Origin of the sequence: Bradyrhizobium sp. 61, assembly GCF_023073075.1 — a bacterium.
Classification (GTDB): domain Bacteria; phylum Pseudomonadota; class Alphaproteobacteria; order Rhizobiales; family Xanthobacteraceae; genus Bradyrhizobium; species Bradyrhizobium barranii.
This window is the reverse complement of record NZ_JADPIU010000064.1, coordinates 208,910-224,810: the sequence shown is the minus strand read 5'-3', so window position 1 is coordinate 224,810 and position 15,901 is coordinate 208,910. Positions and strand designations below refer to the sequence as shown.

Annotated in this window: 12 protein-coding genes; 3 read left to right on the top strand and 9 right to left on the bottom strand. The window is 64.0% G+C overall.

Annotated elements, in window-relative coordinates:
* Positions 1–18: 18 nt before the first annotated feature.
* The 3 genes from IVB46_RS22870 to IVB46_RS22860 form a co-directional block, all read right to left on the bottom strand.
* Positions 19–1,554: a hypothetical protein gene (locus tag IVB46_RS22870; protein ID WP_247308815.1), complete on the bottom strand. Its 1,536-nt coding sequence runs from the start codon at positions 1,552–1,554 to the stop codon at positions 19–21.
* A gap of 29 nt (positions 1,555–1,583) precedes the next feature.
* The gene (locus tag IVB46_RS22865; protein WP_247308818.1) at positions 1,584–2,759 is read right to left on the bottom strand and encodes a glycosyltransferase family 4 protein; all 1,176 of its coding nucleotides are present in this window, start codon (positions 2,757–2,759) and stop codon (positions 1,584–1,586) included.
* Between the two features lie 229 nt (positions 2,760–2,988).
* Positions 2,989–4,335, bottom strand: a complete 1,347-nt coding sequence (locus IVB46_RS22860) for a polysaccharide biosynthesis C-terminal domain-containing protein (RefSeq protein ID WP_247308820.1) — start codon at positions 4,333–4,335, stop codon at positions 2,989–2,991.
* A gap of 472 nt (positions 4,336–4,807) precedes the next feature.
* On the opposite strand from IVB46_RS22860, the gene IVB46_RS22855 reads away from it, so the two are divergent.
* Positions 4,808–6,031: an NAD(P)/FAD-dependent oxidoreductase gene (locus IVB46_RS22855; protein ID WP_247308823.1), complete on the top strand. Its 1,224-nt coding sequence runs from the start codon at positions 4,808–4,810 to the stop codon at positions 6,029–6,031.
* 21 nt (positions 6,032–6,052) lie between these two features.
* Here IVB46_RS22855 and IVB46_RS22850 read toward each other — a convergent pair whose 3' ends face one another.
* Positions 6,053–7,189, bottom strand: a complete 1,137-nt coding sequence (locus IVB46_RS22850; RefSeq protein ID WP_247308825.1) for a GNAT family N-acetyltransferase — start codon at positions 7,187–7,189, stop codon at positions 6,053–6,055.
* Positions 7,190–7,419: 230 nt separating this feature from the next.
* Here IVB46_RS22850 and IVB46_RS22845 point away from each other — a divergent pair, with 230 nt between their 5' ends.
* Together IVB46_RS22845 and IVB46_RS22840 are read left to right on the top strand one after the other, a co-directional pair.
* A complete protein-coding gene (locus IVB46_RS22845; protein ID WP_247308827.1) occupies positions 7,420–8,706 on the top strand; it encodes an O-antigen ligase family protein in 1,287 nt (428 codons plus the stop codon).
* Positions 8,707–8,727: 21 nt separating this feature from the next.
* Positions 8,728–9,753 (top strand): cellulase family glycosylhydrolase, encoded by a 1,026-nt coding sequence (locus tag IVB46_RS22840; RefSeq protein ID WP_247308828.1) that lies wholly within the window; start codon positions 8,728–8,730, stop codon positions 9,751–9,753.
* Positions 9,754–9,806: 53 nt separating this feature from the next.
* Here IVB46_RS22840 and IVB46_RS22835 read toward each other — a convergent pair whose 3' ends face one another.
* The 5 genes from IVB46_RS22835 to IVB46_RS22815 are packed head-to-tail and all read right to left on the bottom strand — an operon-like array spanning position 9,807 to position 15,880.
* Entirely contained in the window at positions 9,807–11,171 is a 1,365-nt protein-coding gene (locus tag IVB46_RS22835) for a four-carbon acid sugar kinase family protein (protein WP_247308829.1), read from the bottom strand.
* Positions 11,168–12,376: a ribulose-bisphosphate carboxylase large subunit family protein gene (locus IVB46_RS22830; protein WP_247308830.1), complete on the bottom strand. Its 1,209-nt coding sequence runs from the start codon at positions 12,374–12,376 to the stop codon at positions 11,168–11,170. Before IVB46_RS22830 ends, IVB46_RS22835 begins: the two co-directional genes overlap by 4 nt.
* Before the next feature lie 12 nt (positions 12,377–12,388).
* The gene (locus IVB46_RS22825) at positions 12,389–12,928 is read right to left on the bottom strand and encodes a VOC family protein (RefSeq protein ID WP_014496479.1); all 540 of its coding nucleotides are present in this window, start codon (positions 12,926–12,928) and stop codon (positions 12,389–12,391) included.
* Between the two features lie 19 nt (positions 12,929–12,947).
* A complete protein-coding gene (locus tag IVB46_RS22820; protein WP_231144498.1) occupies positions 12,948–14,837 on the bottom strand; it encodes a TRAP transporter large permease subunit in 1,890 nt (629 codons plus the stop codon).
* Positions 14,838–14,863: 26 nt separating this feature from the next.
* Positions 14,864–15,880 (bottom strand): TRAP transporter substrate-binding protein, encoded by a 1,017-nt coding sequence (locus tag IVB46_RS22815; RefSeq protein WP_247308831.1) that lies wholly within the window; start codon positions 15,878–15,880, stop codon positions 14,864–14,866.
* Between the last annotated feature and the right edge of the window lie 21 nt (positions 15,881–15,901).

Sequence of the window (15,901 nt, the reverse complement as noted above, 5' to 3'; positions counted from 1 at the left end):
CGTCCGTCGTGCCACGCGCTAACAGGCGGTGCGGGGACTGGTTCGCGGCGACAAGACGACCGATGGAAATTTGCTTGCGAAGGCGCGGGTCTTGGGTTGAACACGCGATCCGTCGATCACCTCGAGCCGGCCGCAGCGGTTCAGCGTGTGCAGCTTTCTGCCGGGCCATGCCGGTCCGGGTCTGAGGGAGTGGCGGACGACCTGCTTGAACGTCGTCGGAGACAGTTCGACCACTTCCGCGAGGCCGAGTGCGGCGCCATATCCGTCGGCGCAATCCTGCACCGGCCTCCACAATTTGCCATCCATGGTGACGAAATTCCCCGCGGGTCGCGCACTTGCGCGATCGATCAGGACCGGGTTGCTGGCATGGGGCAACCAGGGGCCGAGCAGGTGCTCGGCGCAATAGATCGCAAGCGAATCCGAATAGCCGCCGGTTCCGTCTCGCCAGGCTCCGAACAAATAGTTCAGACCGTTGTGCTGCGTGATGGTCACATCGGCCAGTTCGAGGCCTGAGAGCAGCGTGGCGTGTCGCTCCCATTTGTCCGGAAACCGAACGCATCTGTAGAGCGCGACGTCCCCGTGGAGCGAGCTCTCCGGGATCATCCACAACTCGCCATTGTCCTCGATCAGGAACGGATAGGACAGGTGCCAGGGCTCCTCCAGCACAGGCACGACCTCGCCGACCGGGCCGGCGTCGCCGAACTCGACCGCCGAAATGATGCCTTTTCCAACCCGATGATCGAGATCTTCGAAGTAGACGAATGTTCGTCCCTGCCATGTGATCGGGAAGGGATCGGCGTAGAAATGGTTTCCGGGATCGGCGAGAACGTTCCAGCCAGGCCCGGAGAGATCTCCCGTCTGCCACACACCCGCGCCATCATTGAAGCGCCATCCGACATGCCAATGCGGGGCATAGCAGCAGAGGCGGTAGATCTCCTTGGCGATCGACACGGCGAGGCCGCGCACGACATAGGCCGCCGGTGGCCGGCCGTTGCCGGCTCGGGCCCGGCGTGCCAGCTGAGGCACGATACGCGGCCGTCCCGACAGGATGGCCGCCACCATGGTCAGGGTTCGCGCCATGACCGTCTCGAGCCCACCGCTCAAACCGGCCGCGATTTCTGCGGAGGGATGGCCGCGATCGAGCACCGCACCGTCGACCTCGTTGACGATCTCGATGACGGGCAGGTCGCCGGCGAGAATCGCCGCGAGTGCCGCGTTTTCACCCGAAGTTCCGTTGAACAACGGGCGGAGATACAGCCGGGCCGAACAGTCCGGATCGCGCGCGGCGCTCGTGAAATCGACGATCACGTCGGCCGTGCCGGTGCGAGCCTGCGTCTGTTCCGGATCGATCTTCAGCCCGTCGGCGCCGCTGTGCCTGCCTTTACGCAGCACCATGCGCTCGAGTTCGAACAGGGCGTCGAGCCCCGCGGGCCGTGGCTCCGCCGTTGCAGTCAACGCGATTTGAACCGGAACGTCCCGGCCGTCGATCGACAGCGTCTGGCGGTGCATCCACCGCCGCGCATGGTCACGTTCGCAGCGAAACTCGATGATCATGTCGAGCCAACCTATTCCAACGCATCGGCTTAGACGACCCGATTGAGGATTTGAACGTATTCCTCAACCATCGCATCGACCGAATAGCGCAACCTCAGGCCTTTGGCGTTCTTTTGCAGTTCGTCGCTCAGTGCTTGGTCGGTCAGAAGTCTGGAGACGGCAGCCGACAGCTTCGCTTGATCTGAAGCATCGACAAAGAGGGCAGTGGGCTTTCCTTCGAAGGACAGCACCTCGCGCAGCACGGGAAGATCGGTGACGACCGAGGGAACGCCGGCGTTGGCGGCCTCGACGGCGGCGAGGCCAAAGGTCTCGGCCTGCGTCGGAAACACGAATATGTCGAGACAGGCGAGAAAATCCGCGATCTGGCGTGGCGCGATTTCGCCGAGCAGATGCAATCGGTCCGAGACGTTCAGCTCGTCCGCAAGCTGCCGCAGTCGCGCTTCGTCGGCACCCTGGCCGGCGAGTGCAAGATGCCACGACGGTTCATCCGGCAAGAGGCGTATCGCTGCATCGAGCCGCTTGTGCGGATGCAGCCTCGCCGCGCAGCCGAGCAGGACGCGGTCCGGCGGCAGGTTGAATTTCTGTCGTGCGGCGCCCTTCGGCAGGATGAGGGCCTTGTCCTCGAAGCCGTGCGGGACATGCACCATGCGCGACCGGTAGGCCTGCGGGTAGCGCGAATACTCGCGCTCCATGTCCTTCGAGTTCAGCGTGATGCGGTCGAAGAAGCCGACGCTGCCCATGACGATGTCGGCCGTGCGGATCGGCCAGCTCATCGACAGCGCGGATGAAACCTGGTTGGCGACGACAGGGGCGCGGCTGACGAGGCGCGTCACGCCCGCGCCGATGACGTTGCCGAAATGCTGGAAGGTCAAGACCGCGTCGGGCCGCGTGGTTCTGATATGACCGCCAAGCGTCCACAGCATCCGCAGCAGCGCAACCGGATTGCCCGGCCGGCGCGATGCGCAATAGAACGTCTCGGGCGGCTCGTCGAACGAATCCGATTTGCGGAAGAAAAACAGGTTGGAGACGCGATGGCCGCGCGCGGCGAGGCCGGCGCCGAGAAGCCTGGAGATCTCCTGCGCGCCCGCGTTCTCGGCCTGGGTCTGTACGAGAAGGACGTGCAGCTTTCGTTCGCTGCCGTTCAGCCGCGCCAGTTCTGTCGCGGTCGTCTCGCCCAATTCCTTGTTCGGCTGGTAGTGGAGCACGGATCCCGACCGCTAAAGAAACGAAATCTTCACCTTCTTAACCCCGTACCTATCATGCAGGCATCGGGCAGACACCGACTAGCAACAAACGGAGTTAATGCGCGAGCCGCCGATTGCCGCGTTCTCGCGGGAATTCTGCTGGTTCCCGGATGGTGCGCAGCGAGCGCGTTAACCAACGGGACGCGCGCGCGCCGTCGCGGATCAACCAGGCCGATCGTACGGTTGACGCCTATTCGGCGGAGTCGGCGCCGCGAACCGCATAGCGGCCGCGTCGCCACGCCGAGAAGCGCAACAGCACGAGAACCGAAGGATCGACCCCGGTTCGCCGCCGGCACAAGATATTGAGCGCGATGGTCGTGAGCGCCAGCGACACGGTGGCCGCAATCGCCGCGCCAAGCACGCCGAGCCAGGGGATCAGGACCAGGAATCCGACCAGTCTCAATGCGACATTTGCGGCGACGACGGGGACGTAGATGCGTTCATGGCCGGTCAACTGCAGGATCGCCGCCGACGGGCCGCCCGCGGCCTGGATGGCCGTTCCGATCGCGAGCACGATCAGCACCGAGTGCTGCTCGGTGAAATGAGGCCCGAACAGGTTGAGGAGATAGGGGCCGCCGATCCAGATCATGGCGAGGCCTGCGACCACGCAAAGCGCAGTCACTTCCGCCATGAGCTGCAGCGTCCGCTCGAATTCCCGGTGATTTTTGCTGAAGTAGAGCGAAGGAAGTCGGCGCGCGCCGAACGAGTACAGCGCGGCGGAGAGCATGGCGAAGATGTTGGCGAGGCGTGACGCCGCGAAGTAGATGCCGGCGGTCGCCGGATCCAGCATCCAGTAGACCAGAATGACGTCGAAATACTGGTTCGCGACTTCAAGGATGGACGCTAGCCAGAAATGCAGCGCGCTCGATCGCCAGCGCGTTGCTTCGGAATTCGCTGCTGTGGCGCGCAAATCCGGCAGCGCCCGTACGATCGCAATTATCTGTGCGACGAGGCCCACCGACATCGCAATCGTCATTGCGGCGATCAGCTCGGCGGGATCGAGCTGCCGATGCCCGAACAGCATGGCGAGCAGAAACAGGACGACGAAAACCCGCCAGAAGAACTCGCGGTTGCCTTCGCCCATGATAATGCTGACCAGCGAGCGCGCGATCTGGCTGCCGAGCATCAATCCGGCACTCACGGCGGTGTAGGCCGAGACGGCGAGGATCAGCAGCCACAAATCCCCTCTGAAGTGCGCAACCAACGCAACTGCGGCGATCGCGATCAGCATCGCGATGGCGGAAATCCTGAAGCTGGAGAGCAGGAGGCCCTTGGTGAGGTCGGGCCTGTCGCCGACCTCATACTCGTTCAGGAACCGCACCAGCAATGCTTCCTGACCGACCAGTCCTACGACTGCGGCGATCTGGGCAACCGAAAGCCAGGTCGCAAAGATACCGAATCCGTCGGGTGTCATCGTTCGCGCGGCCAGCGAGAACAACGCAAACGCGAGCGCGCCGCTGCCAACCTTCAGGAGGATGGTCCCGACGACACCGCGCGTGACGTCACGCCGCAGAAATTGAACAATGGAATCGATCATCGAAGATGCTGAGCGTTCCCCGAAGATGGGCGTTGCAAGTACGGCGAGAGCCTAGCATGCCGGAAAAATGCGAGTGTTAATGCGCGGTCTTCAGGTCCCGTCGTCTGTCGTCGACGAAGGTCGTACGCCGCTGCTTCACTGCGGAACAGCCGCGTCCGTGATGTGCCAGATTGAGCGGGCACCGGCTCGACCGAAAAGCGGCGCGATGTCGTGCCGGTGCTAGGTGCGGGGCGAAGCCGGCCGGCTTGCGGCTGTTCGAGCATTGGAATGGCCTCTCTGGAACGAATTCGGACGCTTGGTCTCACGAGACAGCAGCATTTCGAGGTCGTTCTGAGCAAGGCGCGTGCCGGGACGGATGAGTCCGGCGACCCGTTAACCTCAATCGCCGGAAATGATCGCGTTTGGCTCTGCGATACGACATCAGGCGAGGGAATTGCACATGGAACCACCGTTAACCGTGGAGCCCTAAACCATGACGACGGATAGACCCGTGACCGAGCCGAGCGCTGTAGCTGCGACCGCGGCGATCGTCGCAGACATTGCGATCGTCGGTGGCGGCCTTGCGGGATCGCTCGCCGCGTCCGTGCTTGCGCGGGCGGGGCATCGCGTCGCACTCGTCGACAAGCGCGCAGTGCATCCGGACGAATTCCGGGTCGAGAAGCTCGGTGGCCATCAGCTCGAGATGTTCCGCAAGCTGGGCTTCCTCCATGCGCTCGAGAACGTCGCCTGCCGGTATGACCGGGTGCTCAATATCCGGGAAGGCAAGGTCGTCGATGTCAGCGTCGGCCAGGCTTACGGGTTTTCCTATGCCGGCCTCGTCGCCATGGCGCGCAGCCAGCTGCCTGATCCGTCCAATCTGATCGTCGACGAAGTCACCGCAATCAGCCCCAGCGACGATGTCCAGCATATCGAGCTTGCGTCGGGACGACGCCTGGACGCGCGGCTCGTCGTGCTCGCCACAGGCATGGCGGGAGCTCTCGGCTACAAGCTCGGCATCAAGCGGCGCGTGCTGGCCGAGCGCCATTCGGTGTCGTTCGGCTTCACGATCGCGCGCCGCGATGGCACGCCGTTCGATTTCGAGGCGCTGACCTGTTACGGCGAGCGTACCGCTGACGGCATCGACTATCTCAGCCTGTTCCCGGTGCCATCAGGCATGCGGGCCAATCTGTTCATGTTCCGCGACCCGACCGATCCGATCATGCGCGAGCTGCGCCGAGAACCGGAAGCGACCGTCCTGCGGCTGCTGCCGGGACTGCGGCCTTACCTCGGCGATTTCCACGTGACCGACAAGGTGCAGAACTGGGTGATGGATCTGACCGTGGTGGAGGGACACCTTCAGCCCGGAATCGTCCTCATCGGCGATGCGTTCCAGACCAATTGTCCCGCCGCCGGCACGGGCGTCGCCCGCCTCCTGGTGGACGTCGATCGCCTTTGCACGGAGTACGCGCCGCGCTGGCTCGCAAGCGCCGGCATGGGCACGGAGAAGATCTCGCAATTCTATTCCGATCCCGACAAGCTCGCGGCAGACCAGCGGTCGCTGAAAATGGCGCGCTTCCGTCAGGCCCTGACATCCCGCAACGATATCGAATGGGATGTGCGGCGCCGCTTGCACTTCCTGCGGCGCAGTCTCACGCATCGTGTCGATCAGATGCATCCGGGCTGGCTCGGACGCGTCCGCGGCGCGCTCCGCGCCTGAGCTCCCTCGCTTGCGCTTCAGTTAGCGCGTGGGCGTTGGGGTGCGGGCCGGCAGGAGCCTGAAATCCGACAGCCGCTTGGCCGCCAGTTTGAGCCAGGGAGCCTGCTTCAGCGCGAACAGGCTGATGGCGCCCGCGGTGCTGCCGGCCTGCGTGACCATCCACATCGGCGAAGGCTGGCCGCCGAACAATTTCTTGTACGGCTCGTCGCCAATCGTGAAGTCGAGCATCTGAGCGCCGCGCTCGATGCAATCCCGCGCCACTTGCTCGAACATCAGAGAGCCCAGGGATTGGCTCTTGTACCCGTCGATATCGAAGGCGCTCATGATGACGAGGAAGCTGTCGCGATGGCACAGTCCGAGCACGGCGGCGATCACGCCGCCGTCCATCTTCATGGCGTAGAGCCGGACGAACGAGCCGAGACCGCGGGCCGCCACGTCAGAATAGAAGCTGTAATATTCGGGGCGCTGGAGCAGGTCGCCGTCGCCCTGGGCGTGAAAGCGCGGGCCGCGATATTGCTTCATCGCGTCCATCGCCTCGGAGATCGAGGCGCTGTCGTCGCAGCATGAGAAGCTCAATGCTCCCTTCTTCTGGAGCTGGCGATATTTCTTGGCGAGCTCCTTCTGATAGGAGCGATCCAGCGCGCTGGCGCGCCATTGCTCGAACGGGGCGACGAGAACGGTCGCGTAGGCGTTCGTCTCCATCGAGACCCGGCGTGGCGCGCCGAGTAAGCTCTCGATCGGAAGACGTCCGTCGGGCAGCTTGGTCATGCGGAGCAGGTCGAACGGGCGGACGAGGCGCCTGATCTCCGCGCAGGCCGCTTCGTCCTCCAGCACGCTGGCAAACACCTCGGAACTGCAGACCGGCGCCAGATAGTCGGATACGCGCAGATCGGCGAATTCGATGGTGCGGATCGGGCCGCGGCGGATTCGGAGCAGGGGCAGCACCATCGCCAGTGCCCCCGTTGTACGGCGGCGAACCACGACGACCAGCGGCGTCGCGCCTGCATGGGATGCGAGCCTGGCGTAGAGGCTGTCCAGCCAGAGCGGATGCTGAAACGCGGTCGCCGCAGAGCTGTCGAACAGCGCTCCGTATTCCGGAGACAGGAAGTCGAACGCCTGCTCGATGGCGATATCGAATGTATTGCTCGGCTTATTCATGCGTGACCACGGAAACCAGATAACCCGGAGAAGTCGATCGAGCCGGATCCCGCGCTTGTATAGCAGGGTCGTGACGGCCGAGGCACCATCGGGGTGCGATTTGCATTAACGCATCGAGCAGGGGCCGTATCGTTATCAATCCCCGAAGTTTCGAGATTTCGTGGTGCCGGGGCCCGGGAGATCAACCCGCAGTAGTAGATAATTAACCAAGCTTAAGGGAAAGTCACCGCATGACCATCCTGCAGACCGAGAGAGACTCCGAGGCACTCACGAGCGCGATCTGGAAGACGCGCAGTGCCGGCGTCGAGAAGATCGCCAGGCTCGCCATCTGCGTATCGATCACCGTCAATGTCGTCGCGTCGATGGGGACATTCAATACGGCGATACTGCCGGCGGGACTGACTTATCTGCAACAGGCGGTCGCTCTGCTGATGTGGAGCGTCCTGATCTACGCAAGCGCATTCGTGCGCCCGCGTCTGCAGCTGGCGTTCAACCCCGATCTGATCGCGCTCCTCGCATTCTACACGCTGGCGGTCGTCTCGGTGTTGTGGACCACTCTGAATGCCGCAGCCATCATGAAGAGCGCCGCTCTTGCAATGACGACGTTTGGCGCGTTCTGCATGATCACGCGGATCGATATCGACGATGTCGTGAAGGCGACATCCTCCGGGCTCTTCATATTGGTCGCCGCATCGGCGCTTTGCGCACTCGCCGTGCCCGATATCGGGATAGACCATAGCTGGATGCACAATGGTCAATGGCAGGGCGTCTATGAATCGAAGCAGACGCTGGGCTTTGTCGGCGCGTATCTGATGTTCTTCTCCTGCTACCGGAAGATGACGGGGCAGGGGTGGCTGGCGTTCCTCGTCGCGTTCCTGCTGGCGTCGACCTGCGTCCTCGCGTCGGAATCGCGCGGCGCCGGTGCTGTCGCCCTGGCGGCTTGTGCGCTGCTCGTGACGTCGATGTGGTCGGTCGGCTGCATGAGGCTCTATGCGATCCTGCCGTTCGCCATGTGCGTTATGGCCGGCCTCCTGATCGTCTATTTTTACGCGACAGGATACGACGCCATCCACATTGGCGATGCGACCGTTAATTTCACCGAGCGGACCTTCATCTGGCACTACGCGATAAGCCATTTCGACGATGCGCCGCTGCTCGGCTTCGGCATCAACGGCTTCTGGACGATCCCGTCGATCTACGATTATTTCGAGCAGAACCACGGTTGGGTGCTCGACAACTATCATAGCGGCTATATCGCGATTCTGATGGAAACGGGGTTTCTGGGCTACGCGCTTTTCGCCGCGAGTGTTCTTCTGTTTTCGAACAAGGTTCTCTATTTGATTTCTGCACGATCGATCCACCGGGCGCACTGTGCCCTCATCATCGGATTTGTCGCCCTCAGCTTTCAGACCAATTTCACCGAGACGACGTTCCTTCGCTCGACCATGTTCACGTCGGTGCTCCTGGTGGCGTTCCTTCTTGCAACGTGCAGGCCGGTGCCGGAGACCGATTTCTAACCCTTACGGAATGGAAGCAGGATGACCGCCCCCCGCGCTCGCTGGTCGAGACGCTTCAATCTTGCCGCAGCGGCTTTCGTCTTCGCATCGCTCTGCTCCGACGCCCATGGCGCCGGGCAGGTCGTGCTTCGTGATGCAGCAAGGTTGGGGCGCGGGATCAACATTCTCGGTTACGACGGAATCTGGGAGGGCGGCCAGAACGCGCCGTTCCGTCTGGACAATTTGACGGCGATCAGAAAGGCCGGATTCTCGCACGTCAGGATCAATTTCTTCGGCTTCAAGTTCATGGATCGCGGGAATGTGCTGGATGAGGCCGTGCTGAGAAGGCTTGATGCCGTCATCGAGGAAATCCTCGCCAGGAACCTCGTTCCCATCGTCGACGAGCACGACACGCATGTCTGTCAGCGTGATGTATCCGAATGCGGCGAGAAGCTCAGGGCATTCTGGCGGCAGATCGCGGAGCGCTATGCCGGAAGATATCCCGGGCTCGTCTTCGAGGTCTTGAACGAGCCGGGGGGACAGATGACGTCCGCCAGCTGGAATTCGCTCCTCAACGATTGTATCGGCATCATCCGCCGCACCAACCCCGAGCGGCGGGTCATTGCTGCCGTTCTCAACACAGACGAGATTCCCATCGACGATCTGGCTCTCCCCGCCGGCGACAGGAATCTCATCGTCACCTTTCATTATTACGCGCCGATACGCTTCACGCATCAGGGTGCGCCATGGTCTGAGACGTTCGCGCGCATCGGGCCGCTGGATTGGGGCAGTCCGGACGACGAAGCCAGGGCGGCCTCTGATTTCGAGAAGGTCAGCCGGTGGTCGGAGCGAGAGAAGCGCCCGATTTATCTCGGCGAGTTCGGGGTATACGAACGGGCTCCATCCGAGAGTCGCCAGAGATACCTGTCGTTCGTGGCGCGAAGCGCCGACAGACGTGGCTGGGCCTGGGCCTATTGGCAGTTCGACCATGATTTCGCGGCCTTTGACAGCGCCCGTCAGGCCTGGAAGCCCGACATCCTGCGCGCCCTGATCCCGCCGGTCCGTTGAAGCCGCGGTTCACGGCCAATGTCGGCCAGATCACGACCGCCTTGCGGTGACGGCTAACCGCCGTCCCTCGCCCGGCAGAACAGATCGATCCCGCCGACCTGTCCGCCCTTGAGCGCGATCTCGATGTTCGCATGCGCGCGATCCGATGATGCGCGGTTGAGTGGCGCGCCTTCCGCGAGAGGGGCGATCGCGGTCAGGGCATAGATGCCCATCGCCTGCAGCGCATGGCCGGACGTGTCGCCGCCGGCGACCACGGCGCGCGGGAGCCGCGCGGTTTCCAGAATGGAGTCCAGCGCCTGGCCGAGCCCCGCGCCGATGCGCTCGTTCACTGCGCTCGCCGTTGCGCCGCTCGCCTTGATGGCCGCGTTGAGCGCACCGATGGCTGGATCGTCGGGCCCACTTGCGGTGATCAGGAGCGCATCGCGTCCCGATGCGAGTGCTGCGAGCGCACGTTCGGCAGCGCGGCCGATCTCCCTGGTCCATTCGGCCGCGTCGACGGCGCGTGTGGCATCGAGCCGCTCGATATCGAAGCCGTTGTCCGCGGCATGGGCGATCTGCGCGGCGGTGACGGGCGAGCAGGAGCCGGAGACGCAGGCGATGCGCTCGACGCCGGCAAGGCGCAGATCAGGCTTGCTGTCGGCAATCAGGCCCGCCGACCGCCAATAGGCGACCAGGGCCTGCTCGACGCCTTGCGAGCCGGCGACAAAGAGGCGTTCGCCGCGATATTCCCAGATCAGGCGGCCGGCTTCGATCAGGGATGGCTGATCGAGCACGTCGAGCGAGATGATCTCGCTGCCGGCGCCCCTCGCGCGCATCAGCGCCAGATCCGCGCCGCCATTGGCCATGGTGACGAAGTCGATCAGTCCGATCGATCGCGCCGTCTGTTTTGCAAGATGCCGGCCGAGATCGGACTCGTCCATGGGCGTCACCGGATGACGCGACATGGTCGGGTGCCGGTCGAGACGATGGCCGACGCCATTCACGGCCGCGAACAGATGGCCGAACATCTGATAGCGGCCCATCGCCGGCGATCCCACGAGGAGCGGATGCCAGGCGCCGCCGAGCTGCGGCACCGCGAGGTCGATCGCCCGACCGATCGAGCCGATCTGCGGCGAGGAGTCGAAGGTCGAGCACACCTTGTAGTGTGCGATCGGCGCGCCGATACCTGCGAGCACCGCAAAGGCCGACGGAAGGTTTTGCTCCATCCAGGCCGGATCCTTCGCGCGCGCCGTGCCGGCGATGCCGACGCCGCGGTACTGCCCGATAGAAGCGAGACGTTCGGGCGTCGGAGTCTCCAGGAACAGGATTGTCGGCAGGCCCGCGAAGGTGAGGGCCTCCATCGCCGCGGACGAGCCAGTGTAATCGTCGCCATAGAAGGCAACGAGTGGACCGTCGGGCAGGGCGGACGCGCCGCTCACGGCTGCGGACTCGCCATCGCGGCGTCCCATGCTGCGCGCAAATCGGCAACGCCGGCGGCCGGTCCATCGGGATGGGCGAGAATGCCGCCGCCTGCTGCGAAGATCAGATCTGTCGAGCCGAGTGCGCGCCAGGTCGGCGCGGCCTGAGCCGGCGTCTGGCCCGAGGAGAACACGGGCATCGCGATGCACGGCTTGTGCGCGAACATCGGCGTCAGCGCCGCCTTTGCGGATGTGACCACGCTGTCATCGGTCTCGCTGAACTTGTTGCCGATGCCGTTGACGTGCATGTGGTCGGCGCCGGCCAGCCGCCAGATCTTGTGCCACGCCGTATAATCCCAGCCGAGCGCGGGATGACGATTCAGCGCGCCCCAGCCGTTGCGATGCGCATGAACGGGAAGCTGCGTGTGGCGGCCGAGCTCGACCATGCCTGTGAGCCCGACCGAGTTGATGCTCGCCATCACACACGTGCCGCCCTCGTTGAGCACCAGATCATGCCGGCGGCGCATCTGGTCGATCTCGTCGGTCAGATTGAAGGCGATCATGACCTTCTTGCCGGTTCGATCAGCGTGGTCGTTGACGACGCGCATCACGGCGCGCACGCGCGCGTCGAACGGACAATAGGCGCCGTCCGATTGCAGCTCGTCGTCCTTGATGAAGTCGATGCCGGCCTCGCAGAGCGTCGCGACGAGAGAGGCCGTCTCGGCCGGGCTGAGCCCGATGCTCGGCTTGATGATGGTGCCGATCAGAGGACGGCCGCTGACGCCGGTCAGCGCGCGCGTGCCGGCGACGCCGAACTTCGGTCCGGGATAGGCGGCGGCAAACGCGAGCGGCAGGCGCAGGTCGAGCAGCCGCAGGCCGGTCAGCTGGCGCAACTCCCAGAGATTGCCGGCGATCGCCGTGACGAGATTTGGCAGTGACGCGCCGATATTATCGAGCGGCCATGACAACGTCACGCGCGCGCGATTCCAGGGGCCATCTGGGTTGATCGGGCGGGCGACCGGGAGCGACGGCGCGGAGATTGCATCAAGCAACTCGATGCTCTCGACTCGGGCGGCCGCACGCGCTTTCAGCTCCGGCGTTTCGCCGGGCACCGCGACGAACGTGCCGCTCGACTGCTCGCCCGCCATGGTTTCCGCGGCAAGACGCGGATCTTCAGGCGTTTCGATCAGATAGTCAGCTTCGATGCGAACGGGATTTTGCGTCACGGGAGCGCAGGTCTAGAGCTTGGTCAGATCGGGGAACGGCCGCACGGGGTCGCGCCCGTCCCAGCCTTTGGCGGCTGCGCGGATGAGATCGAACATCTTGCCCTTGGGTCCCGAGACCTCAGACAGTTCGATCACCGTTCCCGGATGATACTCCGTGTCGAAATAGACGAAACGACCGCGCGCGCCGACTTCGCCGCTCATGACCGGCTTGAAACCCTCGGCTTCGAGACGGGACAGATCGGCGTCGTAGTCTTCGGTCCAATAGGCGACGTGCTGCAGACCCTTATGTCCGGCTTTCAGGAAGTCGGCATACATCGACGGCGCATCGTTGCGGATCTGGATCAGCTCCATCTGCAGCGGACCGGAATTGGCCAGCGCCACCGAATTGTGCGGCTCATAGGCCTTGCCGCGATAGTGGTAGTTCACGATTGGAACCCGCGGATTATAGAACCACGGCCCGATGCCGAGCTCGCGGCTCCAATAATCCATGGCCTTCTCGATGTCGTCAACGACGTAGCCGGCTTGCCGGATCTCACCAAAAAAACGGCTCATTGCATGATTCCCATGATCTTCAGAATTTGAGGAAGCCGATCGACAGCCACGGCACGGCCGCGACGATGGCGAGGCCGATGAAGAGCGCCGCGACATAACCCCAGATGTGCTTGAGGCCTTCGTCCGGCGATATCTTGCTGATCGCGCAGGCGCCGTAATAGCCGACGCCGAACGGCGGCGCGAACAGGCCGATGCCCATCGCGAGGATCACGACCATCGCATAGTGCACTTCGTGCACGCCGGCCTGCTTGGCAATCGGAAACAGCAATGGGCCGAACAGCACGATGGCCGGAATGCCTTCGAGCACGCTGCCGAGCACGACGAAGGCCACAATCGAGATCGCGAGGAAACCGTAGGCGCCGCCGGGGATCGCCGCCATCGCCTTCGCCAGCTGTTGCGAGAAGCCGGATTGCGTCAGTCCCCAGGCCATCGCCGTGGCGCAGCCGATGATGAAGATGATTGCGCCCGTCAGCGAGGCCGTCTCGACCAGCATGGATTTCAGCCGCCGCCAGGGAAACTGGCGGTAGACCACAAGGCCCATCAGCACGGCGTAGGCGATGCCGATGGTCGAGACCTCCGTGGCAGTGGCAACACCTTCGACGACGGCAGTGCGGATCACGAAGGGCAGCAGGATGGCGGGCAGAGCGACCATTGTGAGTTTTGCGATCTCGCGCTTCGAGGCCCGCCGCACATGGCTCAGATCCTCGTTCCGGTAGCGCCGCCACACCACCACGCAGAGCGCGGTGCCCACGACCAGGGCCGGCAGCAGCCCGCCCGTGAACAGCGCCGCGATCGAGACACCGGTCACCGAGCCGATGGTGATCAGCACGATGCTCGGCGGAATGGTCTCGGTCTGCGCGCCGGTGGCCGACAGCAGCGCGACGAGGTCGCCGGGCTTGGCGCCGCGCCGCTGCATCTCCGGCAGCAGCACCGGCGCGATCGCGGCCATGTCGGCGATCTTCGAGCCGGAGATGCCGGAAACCAGATACATGGCCCCGATCAGCACATAGGACAGTCCGCCCCTGACATGTCCGAGCAGGCTTGCCAGAAACTGGATCATGGCCCGCGCCATGCCGGTCATTTCGATCAACGCGCCGAGGAAAATGAAGAGCGGCACCGCGAGCAGGATCAGGTGCGACATGCCCTCATCGAGACGGCCGACCATCACCATCATCGGTACGCTGGTTGTCAGCGCCAGATAACCGAAGGTCGCGAGCGCAAAGGAGAAGGCGATCGGTACGCCGGCGAACACGTTGGCTGCGACCACGCCGACGAAGAAAATGATGAGATTGTAGCGTCCGAGCGGGGCGAGCAGCGGTCCGGCAAGCCAGAATGCGGCAATCAGGACGGCGGCGGTGATGAGGGCCGCGACGATCAACGCGGGGCGGTGATGCGTCGCGAGCCGGATCGCGGCGACGACGGCCATCAGGGTCATCCCGACGGGAATTGCGGCTGCGCGCCAGGCGTTACTGATCTCCAGCGCCGGGGTGACGATGACCTGTTCCTCGCTCGCATAGTCGAAGGCGGGATGCAGGATCAACGCCAGCAGGGCTAGCGGCGCCACCGCAGCGATCGTGTCGAGAAAGGCGCGCGCGCCCGGGCCAACATGGCTGACGAGCCCTGTCATGCGCATGTGCTCGCCCCGGCGCAGCGCGATCACCGCGCCCAGCATCGAGAGCCAGAGAAACAGGATCGAGGCCAGTTCGTCCGACCAGATCAGCGGGCTGTGGAAGGCGTATCGCATGATGACGCCGGCGAGCATGATGCCGATCTCGACCAGCACGACACCGGCCGCGGCGGTCTCGACCACCGCACCGAGCCAGCGGTCGACGGTGCCAAAGGCGCTCGCAAGCTTGCGCGTGCCCGCAGCGGAAGCAGGGTGCGCGGCCGCCGCCAGATAGTCCGTCATCTGATGCTCTGCGATCGTCATCGCGCTCAGGCCAGCTTGCCGACGGCGCCTTCGAGCAGCGCCCAGGCTTCGTCGCCGAAGCGGCCCTTCCATTCGCCGTAGAAGCCGGAGTCGCGCAGTTTTGCGCGGAACGAGTCCGGTGAAGGCGTGGTGAATTTCATCCCATTGCGCTGGAGATCGGCCTGCACGGTCGCATTGAACGTCTTGATGTCCTCGCGCTGCTTCAAGCCGGCATCGTTGATGGCGTTGCTGACGATGGTCCTGAGATCGGCGGGAAGGGCGTTGAAGGCGCGGGCGTTGGCGATGAACCAGAAGCCGTCCCAGATGTGGTTGCTGATCGCGCAGTACTTCTGCACCTCGTAGAGCTTCGCTACCTGGATGATCGGCAGCGGATTTTCCTGCGCGTCGACAATGCGTGTCTGCAGCGACGAATAGACCTCGCTGAATTGCAGGCTGGTCGGCGAGGACGACAGCGCCTTGAACATGGAGATGCTGAGCGGAGACACGGGCACGCGGATCTTGAGGCCGTCCATGTCCTTGGCGCTCTCGATCGGCTTGGCGCCGCTGGTGATCTGGCGGAAGCCGTTGTCCCACATCTTCTCGAACGTATGGAGGCCGACCTTGGCCATGGCGGCACGGATATGCGCGCCAAGCCCGCCGTCCATCGCTTTCCAGACCTGATCGTAATCGGCAAAGGCAAAGCCGACCGCGTTGATCGCGGCGATCGGCACCAGGGTCGCGACCACGAGCGCGGAGGGCGTGAAGAAGTTCAGCGCGCCGTTGCGCACCTGGGCGAGCATGTCGGTGTCGCCGCCGAGCTGGTTGTTCGGGAAGATGGCGATCTCGACCCGGCCATTGCTCTCCTTGGCGACGCGGTCGGCGGCTTCCTGGGCGCGGATGTTGAGGGGGTGCGTCAGCGGCAGGTTGTTGCCGTATTTCAGCGAGAACTCGGCCGCCCGGGCCGGGCGCGAGAGACCGCCGATCAGGCCCGCGGCGGGGAGGACGGACAGGGCTTGCAGGGCGCGCCGACGGGTCAGGGACATGGGCTTCTCCTCCAACAGCGA

Coding starts and splice junctions, on each gene's coding strand:
- IVB46_RS22870 (WP_247308815.1), bottom strand. CDS start 1,554: ATGATCATCGAGTTTCGCTGCGAACGTGACCATGCGCGGCGGTGGATG.
- IVB46_RS22860 (WP_247308820.1), bottom strand. CDS start 4,335: ATGATCGATTCCATTGTTCAATTTCTGCGGCGTGACGTCACGCGCGGT.
- IVB46_RS22855 (WP_247308823.1), top strand. CDS start 4,808: ATGACGACGGATAGACCCGTGACCGAGCCGAGCGCTGTAGCTGCGACC.
- IVB46_RS22850 (WP_247308825.1), bottom strand. CDS start 7,189: ATGAATAAGCCGAGCAATACATTCGATATCGCCATCGAGCAGGCGTTC.
- IVB46_RS22845 (WP_247308827.1), top strand. CDS start 7,420: ATGACCATCCTGCAGACCGAGAGAGACTCCGAGGCACTCACGAGCGCG.
- IVB46_RS22840 (WP_247308828.1), top strand. CDS start 8,728: ATGACCGCCCCCCGCGCTCGCTGGTCGAGACGCTTCAATCTTGCCGCA.
- IVB46_RS22825 (WP_014496479.1), bottom strand. CDS start 12,928: ATGAGCCGTTTTTTTGGTGAGATCCGGCAAGCCGGCTACGTCGTTGAC.
- IVB46_RS22820 (WP_231144498.1), bottom strand. CDS start 14,837: ATGACGGACTATCTGGCGGCGGCCGCGCACCCTGCTTCCGCTGCGGGC.
- IVB46_RS22815 (WP_247308831.1), bottom strand. CDS start 15,880: ATGTCCCTGACCCGTCGGCGCGCCCTGCAAGCCCTGTCCGTCCTCCCC.